The organism is Paeniglutamicibacter sp. ORCA_105 (assembly GCF_045798545.1).
Taxonomy (GTDB): Bacteria; Actinomycetota; Actinomycetes; order Actinomycetales; family Micrococcaceae; genus Paeniglutamicibacter; species Paeniglutamicibacter sulfureus.
Window position 1 is genome coordinate 33,070 of record NZ_JBIXLM010000023.1, and the last position, 21,423, is coordinate 54,492.

The window sequence follows — 21,423 nt, forward strand, 5'->3', positions numbered from 1 at the left end:
GCGGTGAGGCGGATGTGCATGGGGGGGTGGAAGTTTTTGGGCGCGCGCCAGCGACCGCGGGCTTGCGTGAAGCGGGTGGACGCGGTGCTACGGGAAGGGCAGCCCGGCCAGGGTGCCGACGGGCTTTCCGCCGCCGAGCACGGGGAGGTGGTCGAATGCGGCCAGCTCGGCCGGATCCAGTCCCAGGGCCAGGAGCGCGGGAACAGCGGCGGGCATCCGCGCCCGGTCTCCTCCGTCGGAGATCTTCAGCGCCACTGCGGCGCCATCGGGCAGGGCGATGAGCTGGATGCCCTCGAACCCGTCCTTGGCCAGCACTCCGGGGAAGGCCTCCATCAGCGCGGTGACGTCGCGTCCCAGCCCGGCAACCATCACGGGGTGAGCGCGCATGGCGGCCGCGACCTCGTGTTCGGCGGTGCCAGCCGGTGCGGTGACAAGTTTGCCGAAGGCCCGGGCCATGGAAGCCAGGGAGAGTGCGAAGACCTCGGTGCCGCAGCCGTCGGTGCTCGCCACAGTGGTTGGCTCGCCGGTGAGTTCCGCGACGACCTCGCGGATGAGGGTGGGCAGCGGGTGGTCATGGTTCAGGTAGGTCTCGGTGTCCCAGCCGTTGAGCAGGCAGGTGGCGAGCATCGCGGCGTGCTTGCCCGAGCAGTTCTGCGCCAAATGGGTGGGGCCGTTGCCTTCCCGGAGCCAGGCCCGCTGTTCGGCCACTCCATAGGGCAGATCGGTGGAGTTGCGCAGCGCGCCGGGTTCCAGCCCGGCGTCGGCGAGGATCTTCGCGGCCAGGTCGCGGTGATCGACGGAGCCCGAATGGCTGGCGGAGGCCAGTGCCAGCTGCTCGGCGGAGAGCTGTAGTCCGGCGCGCACCATGGCAACTGCCATTAGTGGCTTCAGGGCCGAGCGCGGATACATCGCAGCCATCGGCTCGCCGCGGGTGAGCACGGTCCTGCCATCGGCGCCCAGGGCGATGAGAGAACCGTAGTGGACGCTTTCAACCAGCTCGCCGCGGGTTTGCACGGCCAGCGGGGCGTGGGCCGGGAAGGTGGAAGTGCTCATGCGGTTTCTGCTCCGAGGATCTTGGTCAGCGCTTCGTCGACCGCGGCCAGGTGCCCGGCCATGGCCTTGCCCGCCGCGGCGCCGTCGCGCGCCTCGATGGCGGCGAGGATCTCGCGGTGTTCGGCGTGCGAAGGGTGCTGACGGCCGGTGATGAGGTTGATGGTCTCGGACTGGTTGACCATGGCCTCGCGGATGTCGCCCACGACCCGTTCAAAGACCCCGTTGCCGCTGGCCGCGGCGATCGTGGCATGGAAGCTTGCATCGAGGGCTACCCACCGCTGGGCGTCGTCCTCGTCCTCCATGGCTTCGATGATGCCGCGCAGCTCCTCGAGCTGGTCGGCGGTGGCGCGGATGGCGGCCAGTTCGGCCGCGGGGATCTCGATGTGCGGGCGCGCCTCCATGAGGCTGCGCGCGGAGAACTTGCCCAGCACCAGGTCGTCGCTGGCCTTGCCCGCGATGACGAAGGTTCCCTTGCCGGTGTGCGTCTCGGTGAGGCCGAGGGCGGCGCAAGAGCGCAAGGCCTCGCGGACGACCGAACGGCTGACCGCGAATTTTCCGGCGAGCACCGATTCGGAGCTCAGCTTGTGCCCCACGGGCAGCTCCCCGGACTCGATGGCATCGCGGATGGCCGTGAATACGGCCTCGGCAGCACTCACCCGGACTATGGGCTGCGGTCCGGCCGTCCGGCTGTCTGACAGGTTCATGTGTTGAACTATGTCACTCCTCACAAAGTGCTGTCAAGACGCCGATCGGGCACCTCCGACATGGCCCATTCCCGCACGTCGCCAGCGCTGCCGCAAACGCCCGGGTCAACCCATGGATTCCATTGCCGCACCACTCGCAATTGCAGCCACAACCCCGTTTTTCCGGGCATAAGGAAGCGCCTGGCCGAAGGGTGCCGGGGCTGGTCGACCTGCGTCTCCGCCCTCGATTCCAGGATCGAGCGGCACCGCCTCCGGGCCGGGACAACTTCGGCGGCCTGCAACCGACTGCCCGCCGGGCACCGAACAGCCGATGAATTCCGCGTCATGACATGGACATGGGCTGACCTGCGGGGATACGTTGAATATCCGGATTCGCAGCCAGGTATCGGCATCCCGCAGTGCCTGCGCGCGGCCAGAACGGAAAGGCGTTCCCCGTGGTTGACCCCGCACTTTTTGACTCCCTGGACGGCCAGCTTGAATGGCAGCGAGAGCTCTACAAGCACTTCCACCGCAACCCGGAGCTCGGCCTCCAGGAGCACCAGACAGCCGCACGCCTCGAGACCGAACTCGCGGCCCTTGGCTACGATGTACAGCGCATCGGCGGAACCGGGGTAGTCGGGGTGCTGGCCAACGGCGAGGGCCCCGTGGTCCTGGCCCGAGCCGACACCGACGCACTACCGGTCACGGAGGACACGGGGCTGGAATACTCCTCCACCGTGGACGGCGTTATGCACGCCTGCGGCCACGACATGCACATGGCCACGCTACTGGGTGCCGCAAAGGTGCTGGCCGACCACCGCGAGGCCTGGTCCGGCACCCACGTCGCCCTCTTCCAGCCCGCCGAGGAAACCGCCGCCGGCGCGAAGGCGATGGTTGCCGATGGCCTGGTGGACAAGGTGCCGCACCCGGACGTCGCGCTGGCCCAGCACGTCATGCCGGTGGAGGCCGGACTCGTCGGAACGACCGCCGGGCCGATCCTCTCCGCCGGGGACAGCCTGAAAATCACCGTCCACGGCCGCGGCGCCCATGGTTCGATGCCGCACAACGCGGTGGACCCCGTGGTGCTGGCCGCCTCGATCGTGCTGAGGCTGCAGACCATCGTGTCGCGCGAAACCATGCCCGGGCAGTTCGCGGTGGTGACCGTCGGATCCTCCAACGCCGGGACCGCGGCCAACATCATTCCGGCCAAGGCCGAGCTGCGCCTGAATATCCGCACCTACGACCTCGCGCTGCGCAAGCACATCATGGCCTCCATCGAGCGGATCGTGCGCGGCGAATGCGCCGCCGCCGGCTCGCCCAAGGAACCCGAGTTCGAGTACTACGACCAGTTCCCGCTGACCGAGAACGACGCGGAGGTGAACGGGCGCGTGACAACAGCCTTCACCGATCACTTCCCCGACGGACAGGTCTACCAGGCCACCCCGGCCACCGCCTCTGAGGACTTCAGCACCATCCCCGACGCGTTCGGCGCCCCGTACACGTACTGGACCGTTGGCTGCGTCCCGGCCGACACCTACCGCAAGGCCGTGGCAAACGGCACCGTCTCGGCCGACATCCCGGCCAACCACTCCCCCTTCTTTGCGCCCGCCATCGACCCGACCCTGGAGACCGCCACCCGCACCCAGGTTCTCGCAGCCCTTGCCTACCTGGGCAAGAACCAACAAAGCAAGGAAGGCTAGGCCATGGGAACCACAGCAAACGCACCCGCCGCCACCACCTGGAAGCCGAATGACAAATGGCTGCTGGGTATCGTCCTGGCCGTCATCAACTTCTGGCTTTTTGCCCAGACACTGCTCAATGTCATCCCCGGCATCCGCGGCCAGCTCGGCGTCGAGGAGACCCTGGCGAACCTCGCGGTGTCCATCACTTCGCTGTTCTCGGGAATCTTCATCGTCGTGGCCGGCGGCCTGGCCGACCGGCTCGGCCGGGTCAAGATCCTCTACGCCGGCATCTGGTTGTCCATCGCCGGTTCCCTGCTGATCGCCCTGACCCCGGAAAACCTCGGCGCCCTGACCAGCGCCATGCTGCTCGGCGGACGCGTGATCCAGGGCCTGTCCGCCGCCTGCATCATGCCCTCCTCGATGGCATTGGTAAAGACCTTCTACGAGGGCAAGGACCGCCAGCGCGCCCTGTCCTTCTGGTCGATCGGCTCCTGGGGAGGCTCGGGTTTCTGTTCGCTCTTCGGCGGGCTGATGGCCACCAGCGCGCTGGGCTGGCGCTCGATCTTCTGGATCTCCGTGGTCCTGTCGGTGGTGGCGCTGTGGCTGCTGCGCGGCACCCCAGAGTCGAAGGCCGAGGCTGATCCGGCCGCCAAGCAGCAGGGCTTTGACTGGGGCGGGCTAATCGCCTTCATCGTGCTGCTGGTGTCCATCAACATCTACATCTCGCAGGGACCGGCCCTGGGCTGGCTGAGCCTGGGCGGACTGGGGCTCATCGCCCTGGCCGCGGTTTCCGGACTGGTCTTCCTGTACATCGAGACGCACCGCGCCGGCGCCTTCGTGAACCTGAAGCTGTTCTCCAATGGCACCTTCACCGGCGCCACGCTGTCCAACTTCCTGCTCAACGGTGCGGCAGGCACGCTGATCGTGTCCCTGGGACTGGTGCAGATCGCCGCAGGAATGAGCTCCCTGCAGTCGGGCTTGCTCACCCTGGGCTACCTCGTCGCGATCCTGGCCACGATCCGGGTGGGCGAAAAGCTGCTGCAGCGCTTCGGGCCGAAAAAGCCGATGCTGTGGGGCTCGATGATCACCGGCGTCGGCATCCTGATGTGCTCGATGACGTTCCTGTACATCGACCAGTACATCGTGCTGTCCGTCATCGGCTTCACCCTCTTCGGCGTGGGGCTGGGCTTCTACGCCACCCCGTCCACCGACGCCGCACTCTCCAACGTCCCGGACGCCCAGGTGGGTGCCGCCTCGGGCATCTACAAGATGGCATCCTCGCTGGGCAACGCGATCGGTGTGGCCATCTCCGCGGCGCTCTACGTCGCGGGCCAGGCGGTCAACCCGGAACTCATCTCCTCCTGGGGACTGTTCATCGGGCGGCAGGACAACGTGGCGCTGCGCTTCGGCGGGGCCATCGGCCTGCTGTTCAACGTGCTCATGGTGGTCATCGCGATTGCGGCGATCATCGTCACCGTCCCGTCCGAGCCCAAGGACCGGGTGCCGGAGGCCGAACCCAAGGAACCGCACGACGTCGCTCCCCCGGCGTTCGGCAACTAGATGACTACGTCCCAATAAGTGCCGAGGACCAGACGGACCCCCAGATCATTTTGAACTGGGGGTCCGTTATTTTCGAATGGAGGCGGACAAACGGATCCTTGATCGTGACAACCACTAACCAGAAATCTGGCTGTGTACAGTGCGAGCAGCGGGGCTATCACATCGAGCATTGGGTGGGACTTGTGGCAGGCTGCCAGTGGATTCCCTTCTGTCTCGCCGCTAATACGCAGGTAGTCACCGGGTGCCAACTGTCCAGTCGTACCCGCTAGTCATCCGAATACCTCTGAAGCTTTGGAATCCGTAAGGTGATCAGCGTTCCTTCGCCCGGTGCAGTATCAATGATGAGGTGGAACTCGTCGCCGAAGGCCCGCCGCATTCTGGTGTCCACGTTGAGTAGGCCTACGTGGTGACTATCAGAGTTACCGGCAAGGACGGCCCTTAGCCGGTCCGGGTCCATACCCGAGCCATCGTCCTCGATGGTCACGACGGTCAGGGCACCTTTCTCGTGCGCCGTGATTTGGATATGGCCGTCGCCTTCCATTGACTCAACGCCATGGCGGATGGCGTTTTCCACCAACGGCTGAAGACTCAAGTACGGGATTCTCGCAGACAGGGACTCCGGGCTGATCTGGAGTGTCACTTTGAGTCTGGAGCCATACCTCGCTTCCTGCAGAAGGACATAGCTTTCGATTGCCCGGAGCTCGTCTGCCAGCGATGTGAAGCGTCCGGCCTTTCGGAAGGAGTACCTGGTGAAGTTGGCGAATTCGATCACCAGTTTCCGTGCACGGATTGAATCCGTGAGGATGAAGGTTGCGATGACATTGAGCGCGTTATAAATAAAGTGGGGGCTGATCTGCGCCCGGAGCGAGTCCAGCTCCGACTCTTCGAGCTGCGATCGCGCCTGCTTTAGTTCCAGCAGACCCAGTTGAGCCTCAATTAACCGGCCCGTGTCAGCCAGTGCCCCTGCCTGTCCGGTACCCAGGCCAGTGCCCCATGCGCAAATGGTTCCAACCAGCCGGCCTTCCACGCGGACCCCGATCGCCGCGTATGATTTTTGCGGGCAATAAGGGTCACTGCAGCTGCTCCCGTTGTCTTGTTTTTCGCGGTGGCGGTGCATTTGGTTGCGGTCCGTTTTCAATTGTCGTTCCGCGATTGCTCGCACAGAATCGAGCTCGTCGGCCGCTACACCGTGAGATCCCACGATACCGCCCAAATCCGTGATGGCAACGGCATCCACCTGTAGAAGAGTGACTAGGCGGACCGCCAGCCGGTCGGCCTTGCCAGGCTCAAAGGCGGTGCGGAAGTAGGGCAACAGACTCGATATCGTGCTCAACGTAGCCGGTTCAAAGTCATTCGATGTTGGCCGACCCCCGCGTTTTTTCACCGACAAGAACACGGCCGTTGCGGCCAAGCCAAGCACCAGAAAGCCGATCATGGCCAGCACCAGATCCCCTGGCGCATCATTCAGTTCCATGTGTTGTCCCGCTTTCGATGGCGATTGGCCGGGAGCGCTTCAAAGTCCGGTCGGTGGATCTGCCGCAGGAATCGTTCAACCCGTGCAGGATCCATGGGTCCGTCTCGGAGGGATACGGCAATCATGATCAAGAAGGACGTTGGCACAGTCCACGCCGCAGGCTGCGCCAACAGCGCTGACACCGCAGGCATGAAAACGGCAGTGTTTCCGATGATCGTATGGGCCACAAGCGCCGAGACGACAAGAAACCCGCCGCAAATCATCCCTGCGGCTGCTCCCATTGGCGTAAGGCGCCGCCACCAAATTCCAAGGATAAGCATCGGAAAAATCGTGGAGGCCGAAAAAGCGAAAACCAGCGCCACCGTTTCCACCAGCGACACCGAGGATGTGAACAACGAAACCGTCAGGGTGCCTGCACCGGAGATCACGGCAGCCCATTGGAACCCGGCAACATCGGAGTGGAAGAACTCCTGGCTCACAACGGCAGCCAGAGCCACGATCAGTCCGGAGGTTGTGGCCAGGAATGCACTGAAGGCCCCCGCGGCGACCACTGCTGAGAGGACGAGACCCGTTACGCCTTCGAGCAGGCGTTCGGGCAAGATTAGCACCAGGGCGTCGGCATCACTTTGCCCGATGGCCGGCCTAAATGCCCGTCCCAGGATCCCGTAACTGATCGGCAGTAGATAGAATCCACCGACCAGGCACAAGACGATTGTTCCGGTTCTCCTGGCGGAGCTGCCGTCAGGACTCGTGTAGAACCGGGCCAGGACATGTGGGAGCCCTATGGTTCCGAGGACCAGGGCAGTGAGAAGCGACGCGGTGCGGTACGGGCTGGTCTCCCCCGAATCCCCCGGAAGATGTTCGAAGGCGGTGCCGACTTCAGCTAAACCGTCTTCGCGTCCCATTATGGCAAAGAGCATGAAGGCCAGGGGAAAAGCCAAGGCAGCAACCTTGAACCAGAACTGAATGGCTTGCACAAAGGTTATGGATCGCATTCCCCCTGTCACAACCGTCAAACAGACCACGGCAGCCACGGCAGCGGATCCTGTCCAGCCCGGCAATTCTGTCGTCACTTGGACTGTCAGGGCGGCGCCGTGCAACTGCGGCACTACGTAGGTACCGCAAATCATAATCGAGGCGATGGCGGTGATCCGCCTTAGTCCCATTGATCCGAACCGGGACTGGGCAAAATCTGGAAGCGTATACGCGTTGGAGCGGCGCAAGGGTGCTGCCACAAACATCAGCAACAGCAGGAATCCCGCGGTGTACCCCAATGGGATGAGCAACGCGTCCTGTCCAGCCACCGCTATCAGACCTGCAACCCCGAGGTAGCTCGCGGAGGCCAGGTACTCGCCGCCGATCGCCGAGGCGTTCCACCAGGGTCGGGCGGCCCTGGAGGCCACGTAGAAGTCACTGGTGGTGCGTGAGACGTTCCGGCTATAGGCTCCGATCAGGATGGTCAGCACCAAAATCGAGATCAGGCCCCACAGCCCGGCTGCGTTACCCACGGCAATCCCTCATCGTCCCCGCCGTAAACGTGTGCGCTCCAGCATTCCACGGACCAGCGGCAGGCTTCGCCGACTCACCGGCAATTCAACGCCACCCACCCAGACGATCCCCTTAGTGGCACCGAGCCTCACATTGGTGATGTGCTGGGCGGACACGAGATACGAACGATGGATCCGAAGGAAATCCTCTCCCCATTGCCGTTCGAGTTCAGTCATGGCAATACGCACCAGATACGACGTGTTCTCGGTGTGGAGCCGGATATAGTCACCGCGGGCTTCGGCATAGAGTATGTTCTCCCGCTTGATCACCCGATTGGTTCCCAAATGCCCGACCGTCACCATCGGCTGGGCTTCGTCGGCTTCCTCGCGCCCGTCACAAAGCCGGCGGACGGACTCCACGAGCCTGGCATCGTCTACAGGTTTCAGCAGGTAGTCGAACGCCTTCAGATCAAACGCCTCGAGGGCCTTCGTTTCGTCCGCGGTCACAAAGACAACGGCTGGTGGGTTGGCAAAACGGTTGATCATCCTGGCAATGTCGATGCCGGACAGCGATGGCATGTGGATATCCAGGAATACTGCGTCAACCGCATGCTGTTCCAAGGCGCGTATGGCCTCTACCCCACTGGAGGCCGAGTAGATCTGCGCGATCCTCGGATCTCCCTCCAGCATGCGAACTAGGCCCTCGAGGGCTGGAAGTTCATCGTCCGTGACGAGAACATTGAGTCGTCTGACCATTATTCCATTCTAGGTTGAAGCGGAATCGATCCGGCAGCTATGGAATCCGACGATGCACGGAGAATGTCATACATCCAGTGCCAAGGTGAGGCCGTTTCGAAGGCCGCGCTCGCAGCCATGACGTCCACGTCGGCGTTTCGGCGGCCCATGATCTGCATACCCACGGGGAAGCCGCCGGTCATGCCGACCGGGACCGAAGCGCTGGGGTGCCCGACGTAGTTCGTCAAGTAGGTCATGCACCATCCAATGAGTGGGTCAATGGCCTCCCCGTTGATCAGCGACGGGCCCTCCGTGAAGCCGTCGTCACTGTTTTCCACCGGCATGCAGGCAAGGGTCGGGGAGATGATGAAGTCATACTTCTCGAAGGCGTCCGCAAACTTCTCAAACACCACCGAGCGGACGGTTTGATCGTCGATCAGCTGCCTGGTGGACATGGATCTGGCCACTTCGACCCAATGCATCATTTTTTCGGGCAATTCCTCCGGGCACAGTTGCTCGACATCTCTTCCAGCAGCCTTCAGCCCGTCCAGGGCAGCCATGGTGCCCAGCGCCGTAATGCGACTCCACACGTCACTCAAGTGGCTTTGGGCATACGGGAGGCCAAGGTCAACATGATCCACCGTCGCGCCGAGACCCTCGAAGATCCTGACCGCCCGGGCAACGACATCTGCAACCTCTCGCTCCACCGGAAAGACCCCGTAGTCCATGGTGAATCCGATGCGTTTTCCCCTCACGCCTGCGCTCAGGGCACCGGTGAAATCCACCTTTCCCGTCAAGGCCGAGGGGTCCTTTCGGTCAAAGCCCTGCAGAACGTCCATGACCAATGCGGAATCTGCGACCGACCGAGTTATCGGTCCCTCGAAGAAGTACATGCTTGGACCAAAGCTGTTCGGACTTGACGGGAACGGCGCACGCCCGGGCGAAGGCTGAAAGCCGTAGGTGCCACACCACGCGGACGGGATACGGATGGACCCTCCCACGTCCGTGGCACCGGCCACGGGCACCATCCCGGCCGCAACGGCAGCGGCACTGCCGCCGGAGGATCCTCCGGCATTGAATCGGTGATCGAACGGGTTGCGAGTGGGCCCGAAGGCCTTGCTGTCGGTGGTTCCTCGAAAACCGAAGACCGCACTATTGGTGGTGCCGATGAGGATGCCGTCAGCCTCTTCGAACCGTCGGGGGTAGTTCGTGGATCTCTTGGCACGCCAATCCCGCAACACGCTCAGACCGCTCGAGGTCGGCCACCCTTCCTTCGCACTGAAGGTGTCTTTCGTGAGGGTGGGGACGCCCGCCAACTCCCCGATTTCTTCTCCCGCAACGATCCGCTCTTCAAGTGCTCGGGCCCGCGTCCTGGCGTCCTGGAACCCCTCGAAGACGACGGCGTTGATCTGGGGGTCGCTTTCCTGGACCCGTTGGATCGCGGATTCGACGGTTTCCCGTGGGGAAATTTCCTTGCTCTTCACCAGTGATGCCAACTGCACGGCACTGAGCTCGTCCAACTCTGGGGATATGTTGTACATTGCTTAATCCTTTCTAGTGGTCCAGTGCTTTTTCGGCTCCCGCGCCAGTCAAGGAGCGCACTTCCATTTCGGCTGCCTTGTAGGGATCTTCGCGGGTCTTATCAGTGACAGACCCGATCCATCCGAGGAAGAACGCCAGGGGGATGGAAATGATCCCGGGATTGCTCAGCGGGAATATCGCGAAATCCACGCCTCGTATGAGCGACGTGTCCGTCCCGGAAAATACGGGCGAGAGTACGATCAGCAGGATCGAACTTGCGAGTCCTCCATACATGCTCAGCACTGCGCCCTTGGTCGTAAACCGCTTCCAGAACAGGGAGTAGAGAATGGTGGGCAAATTGGCGCTTGCCGCCACCGCGAAGGCCAAGGCGATGAGGAATGCGACGTTTTGGTCTTTCGCGCCAATTCCGCCAACAATTGCCAGTATGCCAATGACCACCACGGTTCTCCTGGCAACCTTGACCTCGCTGCCTGAATCGACCTTTCCCTTGCGGATGACACTGGCGTAGATGTCATGTGCAAACGACGCTGCTGCAGTGATGGTGAGCCCGGCAACCACAGCGAGCAGGGTGGCGAAGGCCACGGCGGAGATGAATCCGAGGAGCAGGGGCCCGCCGAGTTCAAAAGCGAGAAGGGTAGCTGCCGAATTGACCCCTCCGGGGGCCGCGAGGATCTGTTCGGGCCCGATGAGCGCGGCGGCGCCATAGCCAAGAACCAGAGCGAAGACATAAAAGAGGCCAATCATGAAGATGGACCACACCACCGACTTGCGGGCCTCCTTGGCCGTTGGGACGGTGTAGAAACGCATCAGGACGTGCGGGAGGGCAGCGGTCCCCAGGACCAGCGCGATGGCCAGCGACACGAAGTCGAGCCTGCTTGCATCACTGGCGCCGTACTTGTTGCCGGGCTCGAGCAATGAAACCCCGTTTTCTCCGGCCATGGTGACCGCGGAACCCAGAAGTTCGGAGAAGTTGAAACCATAGATTCCCAGCACCCAGACTGTCATGACCCCGGTCCCACCAATCAGCAGTGCAGCCTTGATGATCTGCACCCAAGTGGTTCCCTTCATGCCGCCGATCAGGACATACATGATCATCAGCGCACCAACGACGGTAATGACAATGCCCTGTCCGAGATCGTCCTTGATGCCGAGCAGCAGTGAGACCAGCGCCCCGGCTCCGGCCATCTGCGCGAGCAGATAGAAAAAGCAGACGGCCAGTGTTCCGATGGCTGCCGCGAGACGTACGGGGCGCTGCCGCAACCGGAAGGAAAGCACATCCGCCATGGTGAACTTTCCGGTATTTCTCAGCATCTCGGCCACCAGCAGCAAGGCGACAAGCCAGGCAACGAGGAAGCCCACGGAGTAAAGGAAGCCGTCATAGCCGTAGACGGCGATGGCTCCCACCACTCCCATCAGTGAAGCGGCACCCAGGTAGTCTCCCGTAATGGCGAGCCCGTTCTGGCCGCCGGTGAAGGACCGCCCTCCGGCGTAGTAGTCTGCAGCGGTTTTGTTGTTCTTAGATGCCCTGATCACGATGAACATGGTGGCAAGAACAAAGACCCCAAAGATGCTCAGGTTCAGAATCGGGTCGGCGTTCGCCGTGGAAGCCGATGCATTCAGATGTACGACGTTCATGGCTTTTCTCCTGAAATCTGTGTGATCGTTCCCGCAACTTCTGCTGCGGCGCCGTCAGTCTGCAGCTCCAGTGCGTTCCTGAGCTTTTCGGCGGCAGGGTCGAGGACGCGGTTGGCGTAGGAAACGTAAACGAGCGTGATGATGAACGTGGTGACGAACTGGAGGAGACCGAACACCAATCCAGTGGTGATGTTCCCGAAGACTCGGATCGACATGAAATCGTGCGCGTAGGCGGCAAGGTACATGTAAAGGCCGTACCAGGCTAGGAATCCGATGGCCACGGGGAAGACGAAGCGTCGCTGCTTTCGCTTCAGAAGCTGAAACTCGGGCGAGTTTTGCATGGCAAGGAAGTCGGGGGCACCCGGCCCCGTGACCTCCGCATGTTCTGTATGCCTTGACATGAAACCATCCTTCTGTTCCGGGTGATGGCATTCGAAGGTCCAGAAACATTCAAGCCATTCACTGTGATTAGAACCACTTTTGCCGCCGGTGGGATCGAATGGAATAGCCGCAGAGGGCCCGCATTGCCTTCCGGCAGATGCTTTGCGACGAGAGGGGCAATAGCCTCGACGAGCGGATGAGCGGCTCGCGTCAGCAAGTGGCCGCCCCCAACTTCCCGCGCCTGAGGTGAACCAGACGGCCGGTAGCGCGCCTCGTTCCCGCCCACACCGCTGCGCATTGCAGCGGATGCATTCAAGTGGCGAACCTCGAGTGGTCCACGGCATTGAGGGGGCCAAGCGGTCCGCCCGGGCAACCCTCCGCCCTACCGCAGCGAGCGCCATCGCCCTTTGGCCGCCTACGACCCATGCGGCCAGTGCAACTTAGCCCGGGAGCGGCCCCGCCGCAACGGCCCGAGGCACGATAGGTCCGCCGGGCGCTTCGGGAGGGGAGCTCCACATCACAGGCAAATTGGTTGCGCTTTAGCAACCAATTCCATATAGTTGATCTCAATCAACCATATTCCTGCCGTTTTTGGAGCCCTCTTTTGTCCCAGACACCCACCCCCACGAAGGCGGAACCGGAAAAGTCCGAATCGGGCATGACCCACCGCCAGGTGATGCAATCACTGACCGGCCTGCTCATGGGCATGTTCGTCTCGATCCTCGCCGGAACCGTGGTCTCCACCTCGCTTCCGGTCATCGTCTCCGACCTGGCCGGCGACCAGACCTCCTACACCTGGGTGGTCACCGCGACCCTGCTGGCCACCACCATCTCCACCCCGATCTGGGGCAAGCTGGCCGACCTGGCCAACCGCAAGCTGCTGCTGCAGCTCTCCCTGCTGGTCTTCGTGATCGCCTCGGCCATCGCCGGCTTCTCGCAGGACACCAACATGCTCATCACCATGCGCGTGTTCCAGGGTCTGGGCGCCGGCGGCCTGACTGCGCTGACCCAGATCGTCATGGCCGACATCATCTCCCCGCGCGAGCGCGGCAAGTACATGGGGCTCTTTGGCGCCGTCATGGCGCTGGGCACCGTGGGCGGCCCGCTGATCGGCGGCTTCATCACCGACGCCATCAACTGGCGCTGGAACTTCTTCATCGCCCTGCCCTTCGCTGCCATCGCGATCATCCTGATCCAGAAGACCCTCCACCTCCCTCTCCAGGCCAAACGCAAGGTCTCCATCGACTACGCGGGCATCGTGCTGCTTTCCGTCGGCGTCTCGTCGCTGCTGATCTGGGTCTCCCTGGCCGGCAAGGACTTCGAGTGGGCCTCGGCGACCACCGCATGGATGGTCGGCGGCGCCGTTGCCGCCCTGGCCGCCTTCGTGATCGTGGAGTTCAAGGCCTCCGAGCCGATCATCCCGCTGAGCATGTTCAAAAACCGCACCTTCACCCTCTCGGTCATCGCCTCGATTTCCGTGGGCGTGTCGATGTTCGGGACCTCGGTGTTCCTGGCCCAGTACATGCAGCTGGCCCGCGGCGCCAACGCCACCCAATCCGGGTTGATGACCATCCCGATGATGGCCGGGCTGCTCATCATCTCCACCATCGCCGGGGCGATGATCTCCAAGCACGGCAAGTGGAAGGCCATCATGGTCATCGGCTCGGTCCTGCAGCTGGCAGGGCTCTACCTGCTGGGCACGATCCACTACGACACCAACTTCGTGCTGGTCTCCGTGTACATGTTCATCCTCGGCGCGGGCCTGGGCATGGTCATGCAGAACCTGGTACTGATCGTCCAGAACGCCGTCACCCCGGCCGAGATCGGCGTGGCGTCCTCCGGCATCGCGTTCTTCCGCTCCCTGGGCGGAACCATCGGCGTCTCGGTCCTCGGCGCCCTGATGGCCACCAAGGTCGCTGACCTGATGGGCTCCAAGAGCGCCGAACTGGGCGCCGCGATCGCTGCCCTGGGTGAGAAGGGCAAGGACCTGGCAGAATCGCTGGCCTCCGGAAACATCCCCGCCGTCCACTCCCTGCCCGAGTCGGTGCGCACCATCATCGAGTCCTCCTACGGCGACGCCGTTGCCCACGTCTTCATGGTGGCGGCCCCGCTGAGCATCCTGACCATCCTCGCGGTGGCCTTCATGCCCAACCTGGAGCTGGGCAGCCAGACCCGACATCAGCGCGAGGAAGCGGAGGCCGCGGAGCGGAACCTGGCCGAGGTCAGCGAGGCCGCCATCGCGGCGACCCCGCGACCCGCGGACGAAGACACCTCGGCCCGCCACTGACATGGACGCCCTGGTCGATCCCCTCGCCGTCGCGGCATCCGCACCGGCCGATGACCCCGTCATGTCCTCACTGATCGACGGGGTCGAGCACCAATTCGCGACGATGTTCGTCAACGCCCGCCACAGCATCCGCTCCAGGGCAGAGGCCATCCACCCGGAGCTGCACCCGCTGGGATTCAAGGTCCTCACGATCCTCTCCCGCTCGGGCCCCCGGCAGCAGGGGGCCCTGGCCGAGGAGACGGAGGTGGACAAGGCCATGATGAGCCGGACGATCAAGCAGCTCGAGGCCTTGGGCCTGGTGGAGCGGAGCATCGACCCGAACGACGGCCGCGCCCTGCTGGTGGCCATGACCACCGAGGCCCGGGCCCGCTTCGATGCAACGCTGGCCAATGCCCGCCGCGTGCTCCACGACCGGCTCGCGGAGTGGGAACCCGGCGAGGTCCGCCGCTTCACCGACCTGCTGGCCAAGCTGAACGACTCGGGCATTTAGCCCCATCCCCCATCCACGTGGTCCCTGGTCCCGGAATGAAGATCTTCCGGGGCCAGGGACCACGTGCGTATCGGGTAGCGTTTCAGTCAGCGCCACCGGTCCCCCTTACGGGATCCCGAACCAAGGAATACCCCCATGGGATTGCTCTTCAGCCACGACACCCTGCCCCAGCGCGTGCTCTTCGGCACCGGCAAGGCCGCCGAACACCTGGCCGCGGAGGTGGCTGCATTTGGCTCCTCGCGGGTCATGATGATCGCCGGGCGGCGCGACGCCGACGCTGCTGCCGGTCTTTCCGCCCGACTCCCGGTGGCACTGCACTACTCCGACATCGTCCAGCACGTGCCGATCGAAAGCGCCGAAAGGGCCCGCGCCGCCGCCCGGGAGCACCGCGTCGACCTGCTCGTGTGCCTCGGGGGCGGGTCCGCAGTCGGCCTGGCCAAGGCCATCGCCTTGGACACCGGATTGCCCGTCATCGCCATCCCCACCACCTATGCGGGATCCGAGGCAACCAACGTCTGGGGCCTGACCGAGGACGGCCGCAAGAAGACCGGTGTCGACGCCCGCGTGCTCCCTGCCACCGTCATCTACGATGCACAGTTCAGTCTCTCGCTGCCCGCGGGGCTCTCGGTCGCCTCGGGGCTGAACGCCATGGCGCACTGTATCGATTCGCTGTGGGGGCCGCGTGCCGATCCGATCAATGCGGCACTCGCCGCCGAGGGTATCCGCGCCCTGGCCACCGGCCTGCCGGACATCGCCGCGGATCCGTCGGGGATCGACGGCCGCGAGCAGGCACTCTACGGCGCCTACCTGTCGGCGGTAGCCTTCGCCTCGGCGGGTTCGGGCCTGCACCACAAGATCTGCCACGTGCTGGGCGGGACCTGGAACATGCCACACGCCCAGACCCACGCCACCGTGCTGCCCTACGTGTTGGCGTTCAATGCGCCGCACGCGCCCGAGGCAGAGTCCCGCATTGCCGCGGCATTCGGCAACCCCACCGCCATCAGCGGGCTCAACGCGCTGCGCGAACGGCTAGACGCACCGCGGGCGCTGAAGGATTACGGATTCGACGCGGCGGACATCCCGGAGGCGGTGTCACTCATCCTGCCGCAGGTTCCTGCCAACAACCCGCGGACCGTCACCGCGGAAAACCTGACGGAGCTGCTCACCGCCGCCCACCAGGGCACCCCCATGTCGGCCGTATCGATCGGGCTTCCACCCTCGGAGTCATGATGCGGGCGTAGGCCTGCTGAACGCCACGGCCGAACCGTGCGCCTCCATACCTTCGAACTCCCGGCGTTGCCCGTCGTGGCGCCCGGTACAACCGCGGCGCTAGTTAGTGGCGCGCGCCACGCGCGTCTCACTCCAGACGCCATTTTCCACTTCCCTCACAACCCGGGATAGCCTGAACAGAATCAGGGTGTGTCACGGCTCACCCTCCGATCGATTGTGAGGCGATTTCATGACCCCGAATGCATATTCGCTGCCCCAAACGTTGCCTGTCGGCGTTGGCTATGATCTGGACGTTGAAGCGCGGAACGCCGAACTGCTTGATGCGGTCGATCGGGAATACTCGGGCTCCGCAACCCAGGGCTTGGGTGCCCGTCTCACTGCCGTCGAGATCGAATCGTTGCTGCTGGCGCGCGGAGATTCCCTGGAAGCCATGTTGCTGCTCGCTTCACGGATGCGCGACGACGGTCTGGAACGCGCGGGCCGTCCCAAGACCCTCACCTTCTCAAAAAAGGTGTTTCTGCCCATCACCAACCTCTGCCGAGACAGGTGCCACTACTGCACTTTTGTGCAGTCTCCCGGACAGCTCAAGAAGCAGGCAAAACCGCTATACATGTCGGCGGACCAGATCGTGGCCATCGCTGCCCAAGGGGCTGCGATGGGATGCAAGGAGGCCCTGTTCACCTTGGGCGACCGCCCCGAGGATCGCTGGCCCGAAGCACGTGAATGGCTCGATTCCCGCGGATACGAATCAACCTTGCACTACGTCCGGGACATGGCAGAACTCGTCCGGCAGGAAACGGGGCTGCTTCCGCACCTAAACCCGGGCGTCATGACGGCAGCCGAGCTCGCATGGCTGCGGCCCGTGGCTCCCTCCATGGGAATGATGCTGGAGACCACGTCCCATGAGCTGTGGGCGGTCAAGGGCAGGGCGCACTATGGATCCCCCGACAAGGAACCCAGCGTCAGGTTGCAGGTCCTCGAGGATGCCGGGGTCGCCAGGGTCCCGCTGACCACCGGGATCCTGGTGGGCATCGGAGAAACCGATCGCGACCGGGCAGAATCGCTGCTGGCCATCCGCGATTCCCACCTCAAGCATGGCCATATCCAAGAAGTCATTGTCCAGAATTTCCGGGCCAAGCCGGCCACGGCCATGCACGGCGCACCGGACCTGGGCTTCGTCGAATACCTCGCAGCAGTGGCCACCGCGCGCCTCGTGCTGGGATCCGATGTACGCATCCAGGTTCCACCAAACCTAGCCGACGACGCTTCCCACGCGCTCCTGGTCCGGGCGGGTATCGATGATTGGGGCGGCATCAGCCCGCTGACAGCGGACCATGTGAACCCCGAACGCCCTTGGCCCTCGATCGCAAACCTCGAAGAAAAGACCGTGGCCGCCGGATACGCACTCCGTGAGCGGTTGACGGTGTATCCCGACTACATCCACGAGGCCTCCACATGGATCGATCCACGCCTGCTGGGATCGATCGCACCGCTCGTGGACACACCTAGCGGCCTGGCCACCGAACAGCGTCCCCCCGCGGCGCAGAAACCCCGCCCGGAGGTGGACCGGGGCTCGAGCGCACCCGGTGCCCGCAACACTGGTGGCCGCACGATGCTGGGCATCCCCACGGCACCCGGCACAAGCGTCCAGGCGGCGCTGCACCGGGCCGAGGTGGCCCCCGCGGCGCTCAGCGAGGATGACTACGCACTGCTGATGGCCGCGCAAGGGGATGACCTCGACTGTTTAGCGGCGCTGGCCGACAACCTCCGCCGGTATACGGTCGGCGAGAGCATCAGCGTTGTGGTCAATCGGAACCTTTCCTCGGCCCTCCTGGCCGCGACCGCACGCCCCGGGAGCATTACCCTCGGCGACGTGCAGGATGCCGTACGTGACGCGGCGAGCCTGGGGGCAACGGAACTCTGTCTCCAGGGCACCATTCCGGCAGACCAACCCGCAACGCTGTACCTCGATGCAATACGGTCGATCCGGGAGGCGGCGCCAGGCATGCACATCCACGCCTACCGCCCCGCCGACGTCGTGGACGGAGCGCGCCGACTTGGCCTTGCGGTCGAGGACTACCTGCTTCGGCTGAAGGATGCAGGCGTGGATACCGTCCCGGGCACGGGAGTGAAGCTGCTTGACGAAGAGCATCGCTCGCGGGTCGCACCCGAGGATCTCGCCACCCCCGAGTGGGTGTCAACGATGTCGGCGGCCCACCGCACCGGATTCAAGTCGACCTCCGTCATGGTGTACGGGTTGGGTGAAACCGCCGGACAACGCGTCGCCCACCTCAATGCCCTGGTTGGAATCCAGGAACAGACCGGCGGTTTCAACGAGCTGGTGCTCATGGAGGCCCAGGGGTCGGAGCAGTCCCTGGTCTCCGGGCGCTCCCGGCTGGATGAACACCGGGCGGTGTTTGCCGTATCCAGGCTCATCACCCATGGCTCCATCAAGCACATCCAGGCACCCTGGACCCGTCTGGATACCGATACCGTCGTGGAAATGCTGCGCTGCGGGGCCAACGACCTGGGCGGAACCCTGCTCGATGGCCGCGTCGTCCCTTGGGCCGGAGCTGAACACGGGCGCGAACTGACCTGGGACACCATCCGCGCGATGGAACGTCGGTTGCTCCGGCCCGTCCGCCGGCGCACCACAAGCTACGGAACGGTTGACGGCACCGGGCCCGCCGTCAGGCGGGGTTGATCGGCGTGGACCACCCCATCGTCTCCGTGGGATTCGGGGAAGATTACTTCTCTACAACGTCCCCAGTGATTGCCTCGATGCTGGCGCGCACGCACGAAACCATCCACGTTGATCTCACCGCATCGTCCCCGGACCTGGAGGAAATGGTCGGCCGCATCCACGAAGCCGTCCGTTCCCTGGCAACCAGGGGGGTTCGTCCGGCCATTCTCGGTTACGGACTGGGCAGTTGTGCTGCGCTGATGTTCGTTGCCCGAAACCCCGGGGCAGGCCGCTGCCTGGCGCTGGTTGCCGGGTGGATCAGGCCGCCCGCGAAAATGCTTGAACTGGCATCTCTCTGGCACATGACCGAACAGGAGGGAGCCGGGAGTGCCCGGTGGGGCGTACGAAGCGTGGAGCTGGTCATGAAACACGCTGAAAACTGGGACGCACCTAGCCAAACCGCGAACATCCCCCTGATTGCCTCTGCGCTTGGCCGATGCGGCACCGTGGACCTGGCCGGACTGCTGGAACAAGTCGAAATCCCCACGCTCGTTGTGGGGTGCACCCGGGATGAGTTTGCCACCCTGGCGCAAAGCCGATTGTTGTTCGGTGGCATTGAGAACGCCCGGTACGTCGAAATCGATGCGGGCCACGCCGTGCTGAGCGAAAGGCCGTTTGAATTGCTGGATCATCTGGAACGATTCATGGACTTTCCAACGGAGTTCCCTCCCGGGAGCGTCCTTGCCCCGGAGCCGGCATGAGCTCGGCACCTGTCGATCCTCCGCAGGCCTTGGCCATTATTGGAGCGGGATTTGCCGGGATCGGACTGGGCATCCAGCTCCGACGAGCCGGGTATCGGGATTTCACGATCTTCGAACGCCGGGACCAGGTCGGCGGGACGTGGCACGACAATGTATATCCCGGCGTCGCCTGCGATGTCCCTTCCCACTTGTACTCCTACTCTTTTCGCCCCAACCCTTCGTGGAGCAGGTTCTACGCCCATGGCGCCGAGATCCAGCAGTACCTGCACGACGCGGTTCGCGACGAGGGGCTGGGCGCACACCTCCGGCTGGGCGTCGACGTCGAGTCGATGCACTGGAACGAGGCCGACCGGCTCTGGGAGATCACCGCGCAAAACCGTGTCCAGCGGGCCAGGATGCTGGTCGTTGCCTGCGGGCGGCTGAGCGAACCGCGGTTCCCGGAGGTTCCGGGGGTGCAGCTGTTCCAGGGCCCGTCCTTCCACTCCGCCCGATGGGACCAATCCTTCGACCCCCGCGGACGGCACATTGCCGTCGTCGGCTCCGGCGCATCCGCCGTGCAGCTGGTCCCCCATTTGGCCGAAACCGCCCGTCGGGTGAGCGTCCTTCAGCGCACCGCGCCCTACATCGTGCCCCGCAACGACCATGCGTATGGCACCGCCGAACAACGCATGTTCGACCGCCTCCCGCAGACCATGGAACAGCTGCGCGCACGCCTGTTCTGGAGACAGGAGGAGGGTTTTGCGGCGCGGGCGCTGATCCCCGAAGCGCTCAAGGCGGCGCGGGTCAGGGCATTGGGCCATTTGTCCAACCAGGTGCACGATCCGGACCTGCTGGCCCGCTTGACCCCGGCTTATGAACTGGGCTGCAAGCGGGTGCTGCTCTCCGATACCTATTACCCCGCCATGCAGGATCCAAACGTCACCCTGGTCTCCGCGGCGCTTGAACGGGTCGAGGCCCATGCGCTGGTGGCGGCGGACGGCACGCGCGTCGATGCTGATGCGGTCATCTATGCGACGGGGTTCCAATCCACTCGCCAGCCGTATGCCACCCGGGTGCGCGGGGTGGGCGGCGTGCTCTTGTCCGAGCAATGGGCCCGGGGAATGCATGCCTTTGCCTCCACCGTGGTTCCGGGATTCCCGAACATGTTCGTGGTCAACGGGCCCCATGCCAGCCTCGGGCACAATTCCGCCGTTGTCATGATCGAAACGCAGGTCAAATACATTCTCGGAGCCCTGGAGCACTGGTCGCGCACCGATCGACGTCCGCTGGACGTGTTGCCGGAGCTCGCCGAAACATACGATTTGCAAATCCAGGACCTGAGCAAAGACACCGTCTGGATCCGAGGCGGCTGCAACAGCTGGTATCTGGATGAAAAAACCCGGCGACTCAGCCTGATCTGGCCCGGCCCCGCGGCAGATTTCCGCAGACGCAACGGAATCTTCAACCCATACGACTTCTCCAGGTCCGGCCCCGATGCGCAACCCGCCTCGGAGCCAACGGTCCCCGGCACCAGGACGAGCGAGGGCCCATCGGTGGCGGCGCAGCCATGACCCCAACGATTTGCAGGAAAGATCCATGATCCATGCCCGCTCCACCGCCTGTTCCCACCAACGGCAGCATCCACTCCCCCTAGGCAAAACTATGATAATGAAATATATTAATAAATATCCTTCAGAAGATTTCGCCACGGTCGCCCCGGGGGATCCAGCTCCACCGAAACAGCGAAGAATGACACGAAAC

16 protein-coding genes are annotated in these 21,423 nt (G+C 63.8%); 8 read left to right on the forward strand and 8 right to left on the reverse strand.

What is annotated here, in order from left to right:
* Window positions 1–87: 87 nt before the first annotated feature.
* Both ACIPUB_RS12475 and ACIPUB_RS12480 read right to left on the reverse strand, forming a co-directional pair.
* Window positions 88–1,053 (reverse strand): asparaginase, encoded by a 966-nt coding sequence (locus tag ACIPUB_RS12475; protein ID WP_407607666.1) that lies wholly within the window; start codon window positions 1,051–1,053, stop codon window positions 88–90.
* Window positions 1,050–1,757: a FadR/GntR family transcriptional regulator gene (locus ACIPUB_RS12480; RefSeq protein ID WP_407607667.1), complete on the reverse strand. Its 708-nt coding sequence runs from the start codon at window positions 1,755–1,757 to the stop codon at window positions 1,050–1,052. Before ACIPUB_RS12480 ends, ACIPUB_RS12475 begins: the two co-directional genes overlap by 4 nt.
* A gap of 434 nt (window positions 1,758–2,191) precedes the next feature.
* Between ACIPUB_RS12480 and ACIPUB_RS12485 the strand changes: the two genes are divergently transcribed.
* The gene (locus ACIPUB_RS12485; RefSeq protein ID WP_407607668.1) at window positions 2,192–3,436 is read left to right on the forward strand and encodes an amidohydrolase; all 1,245 of its coding nucleotides are present in this window, start codon (window positions 2,192–2,194) and stop codon (window positions 3,434–3,436) included.
* Window positions 3,437–3,439: 3 nt separating this feature from the next.
* Entirely contained in the window at window positions 3,440–4,978 is a 1,539-nt protein-coding gene (locus ACIPUB_RS12490; protein WP_407607669.1) for an MFS transporter, read from the forward strand.
* A 265-nt stretch (window positions 4,979–5,243) separates the two neighbouring features.
* Here ACIPUB_RS12490 and ACIPUB_RS12495 read toward each other — a convergent pair whose 3' ends face one another.
* Genes ACIPUB_RS12495 through ACIPUB_RS12520 form a run of 6 tightly spaced genes read right to left on the reverse strand, consistent with a single transcriptional unit; the run spans window position 5,244 to window position 12,252 of the window.
* On the reverse strand, window positions 5,244–6,452 hold the full coding sequence (locus tag ACIPUB_RS12495) for a sensor histidine kinase (RefSeq protein WP_407607670.1): 1,209 nt from the start codon (window positions 6,450–6,452) through the stop codon (window positions 5,244–5,246).
* Complete coding sequence (locus tag ACIPUB_RS12500; protein WP_407607671.1) at window positions 6,443–7,960, reverse strand: cation acetate symporter; 1,518 nt, start codon at window positions 7,958–7,960, stop codon at window positions 6,443–6,445. Before ACIPUB_RS12500 ends, ACIPUB_RS12495 begins: the two co-directional genes overlap by 10 nt.
* Window positions 7,961–7,969: 9 nt before the next feature.
* Entirely contained in the window at window positions 7,970–8,695 is a 726-nt protein-coding gene (locus ACIPUB_RS12505) for a LytR/AlgR family response regulator transcription factor (RefSeq protein WP_407607672.1), read from the reverse strand.
* Window positions 8,695–10,215, reverse strand: coding sequence for an amidase (locus ACIPUB_RS12510; protein WP_407607673.1), 1,521 nt, complete (start codon window positions 10,213–10,215; stop codon window positions 8,695–8,697). Before ACIPUB_RS12510 ends, ACIPUB_RS12505 begins: the two co-directional genes overlap by 1 nt.
* Before the next feature lie 13 nt (window positions 10,216–10,228).
* Window positions 10,229–11,851, reverse strand: coding sequence for a cation acetate symporter (locus tag ACIPUB_RS12515; RefSeq protein WP_407607674.1), 1,623 nt, complete (start codon window positions 11,849–11,851; stop codon window positions 10,229–10,231).
* Window positions 11,848–12,252 carry a DUF485 domain-containing protein gene (locus ACIPUB_RS12520; protein WP_407607675.1) on the reverse strand — a complete coding sequence of 135 codons (405 nt, stop codon included), beginning with the start codon at window positions 12,250–12,252 and terminating at the stop codon, window positions 11,848–11,850. Before ACIPUB_RS12520 ends, ACIPUB_RS12515 begins: the two co-directional genes overlap by 4 nt.
* A 638-nt stretch (window positions 12,253–12,890) precedes the next feature.
* On the opposite strand from ACIPUB_RS12520, the gene ACIPUB_RS12525 reads away from it, so the two are divergent.
* The 6 genes from ACIPUB_RS12525 to ACIPUB_RS12550 all read left to right on the forward strand — a co-directional run bounded on the left by ACIPUB_RS12525 (window position 12,891) and on the right by ACIPUB_RS12550 (window position 21,233).
* Complete coding sequence (locus tag ACIPUB_RS12525) at window positions 12,891–14,519, forward strand: MDR family MFS transporter (RefSeq protein WP_407607697.1); 1,629 nt, start codon at window positions 12,891–12,893, stop codon at window positions 14,517–14,519.
* 1 nt (window position 14,520) lies between these two features.
* The gene (locus ACIPUB_RS12530; RefSeq protein ID WP_407607676.1) at window positions 14,521–15,009 is read left to right on the forward strand and encodes a MarR family winged helix-turn-helix transcriptional regulator; all 489 of its coding nucleotides are present in this window, start codon (window positions 14,521–14,523) and stop codon (window positions 15,007–15,009) included.
* A gap of 135 nt (window positions 15,010–15,144) precedes the next feature.
* A complete protein-coding gene (locus ACIPUB_RS12535; RefSeq protein WP_407607677.1) occupies window positions 15,145–16,239 on the forward strand; it encodes a maleylacetate reductase in 1,095 nt (364 codons plus the stop codon).
* A 229-nt stretch (window positions 16,240–16,468) separates the two neighbouring features.
* The gene (gene cofG, locus ACIPUB_RS12540; RefSeq protein WP_407607678.1) at window positions 16,469–18,943 is read left to right on the forward strand and encodes a 7,8-didemethyl-8-hydroxy-5-deazariboflavin synthase CofG; all 2,475 of its coding nucleotides are present in this window, start codon (window positions 16,469–16,471) and stop codon (window positions 18,941–18,943) included.
* Between the two features lie 5 nt (window positions 18,944–18,948).
* Complete coding sequence (locus tag ACIPUB_RS12545) at window positions 18,949–19,683, forward strand: alpha/beta fold hydrolase (protein WP_407607679.1); 735 nt, start codon at window positions 18,949–18,951, stop codon at window positions 19,681–19,683.
* Complete coding sequence (locus ACIPUB_RS12550) at window positions 19,680–21,233, forward strand: flavin-containing monooxygenase (RefSeq protein WP_407607680.1); 1,554 nt, start codon at window positions 19,680–19,682, stop codon at window positions 21,231–21,233. Before ACIPUB_RS12545 ends, ACIPUB_RS12550 begins: the two co-directional genes overlap by 4 nt.
* Window positions 21,234–21,423: the final 190 nt, after the last annotated feature.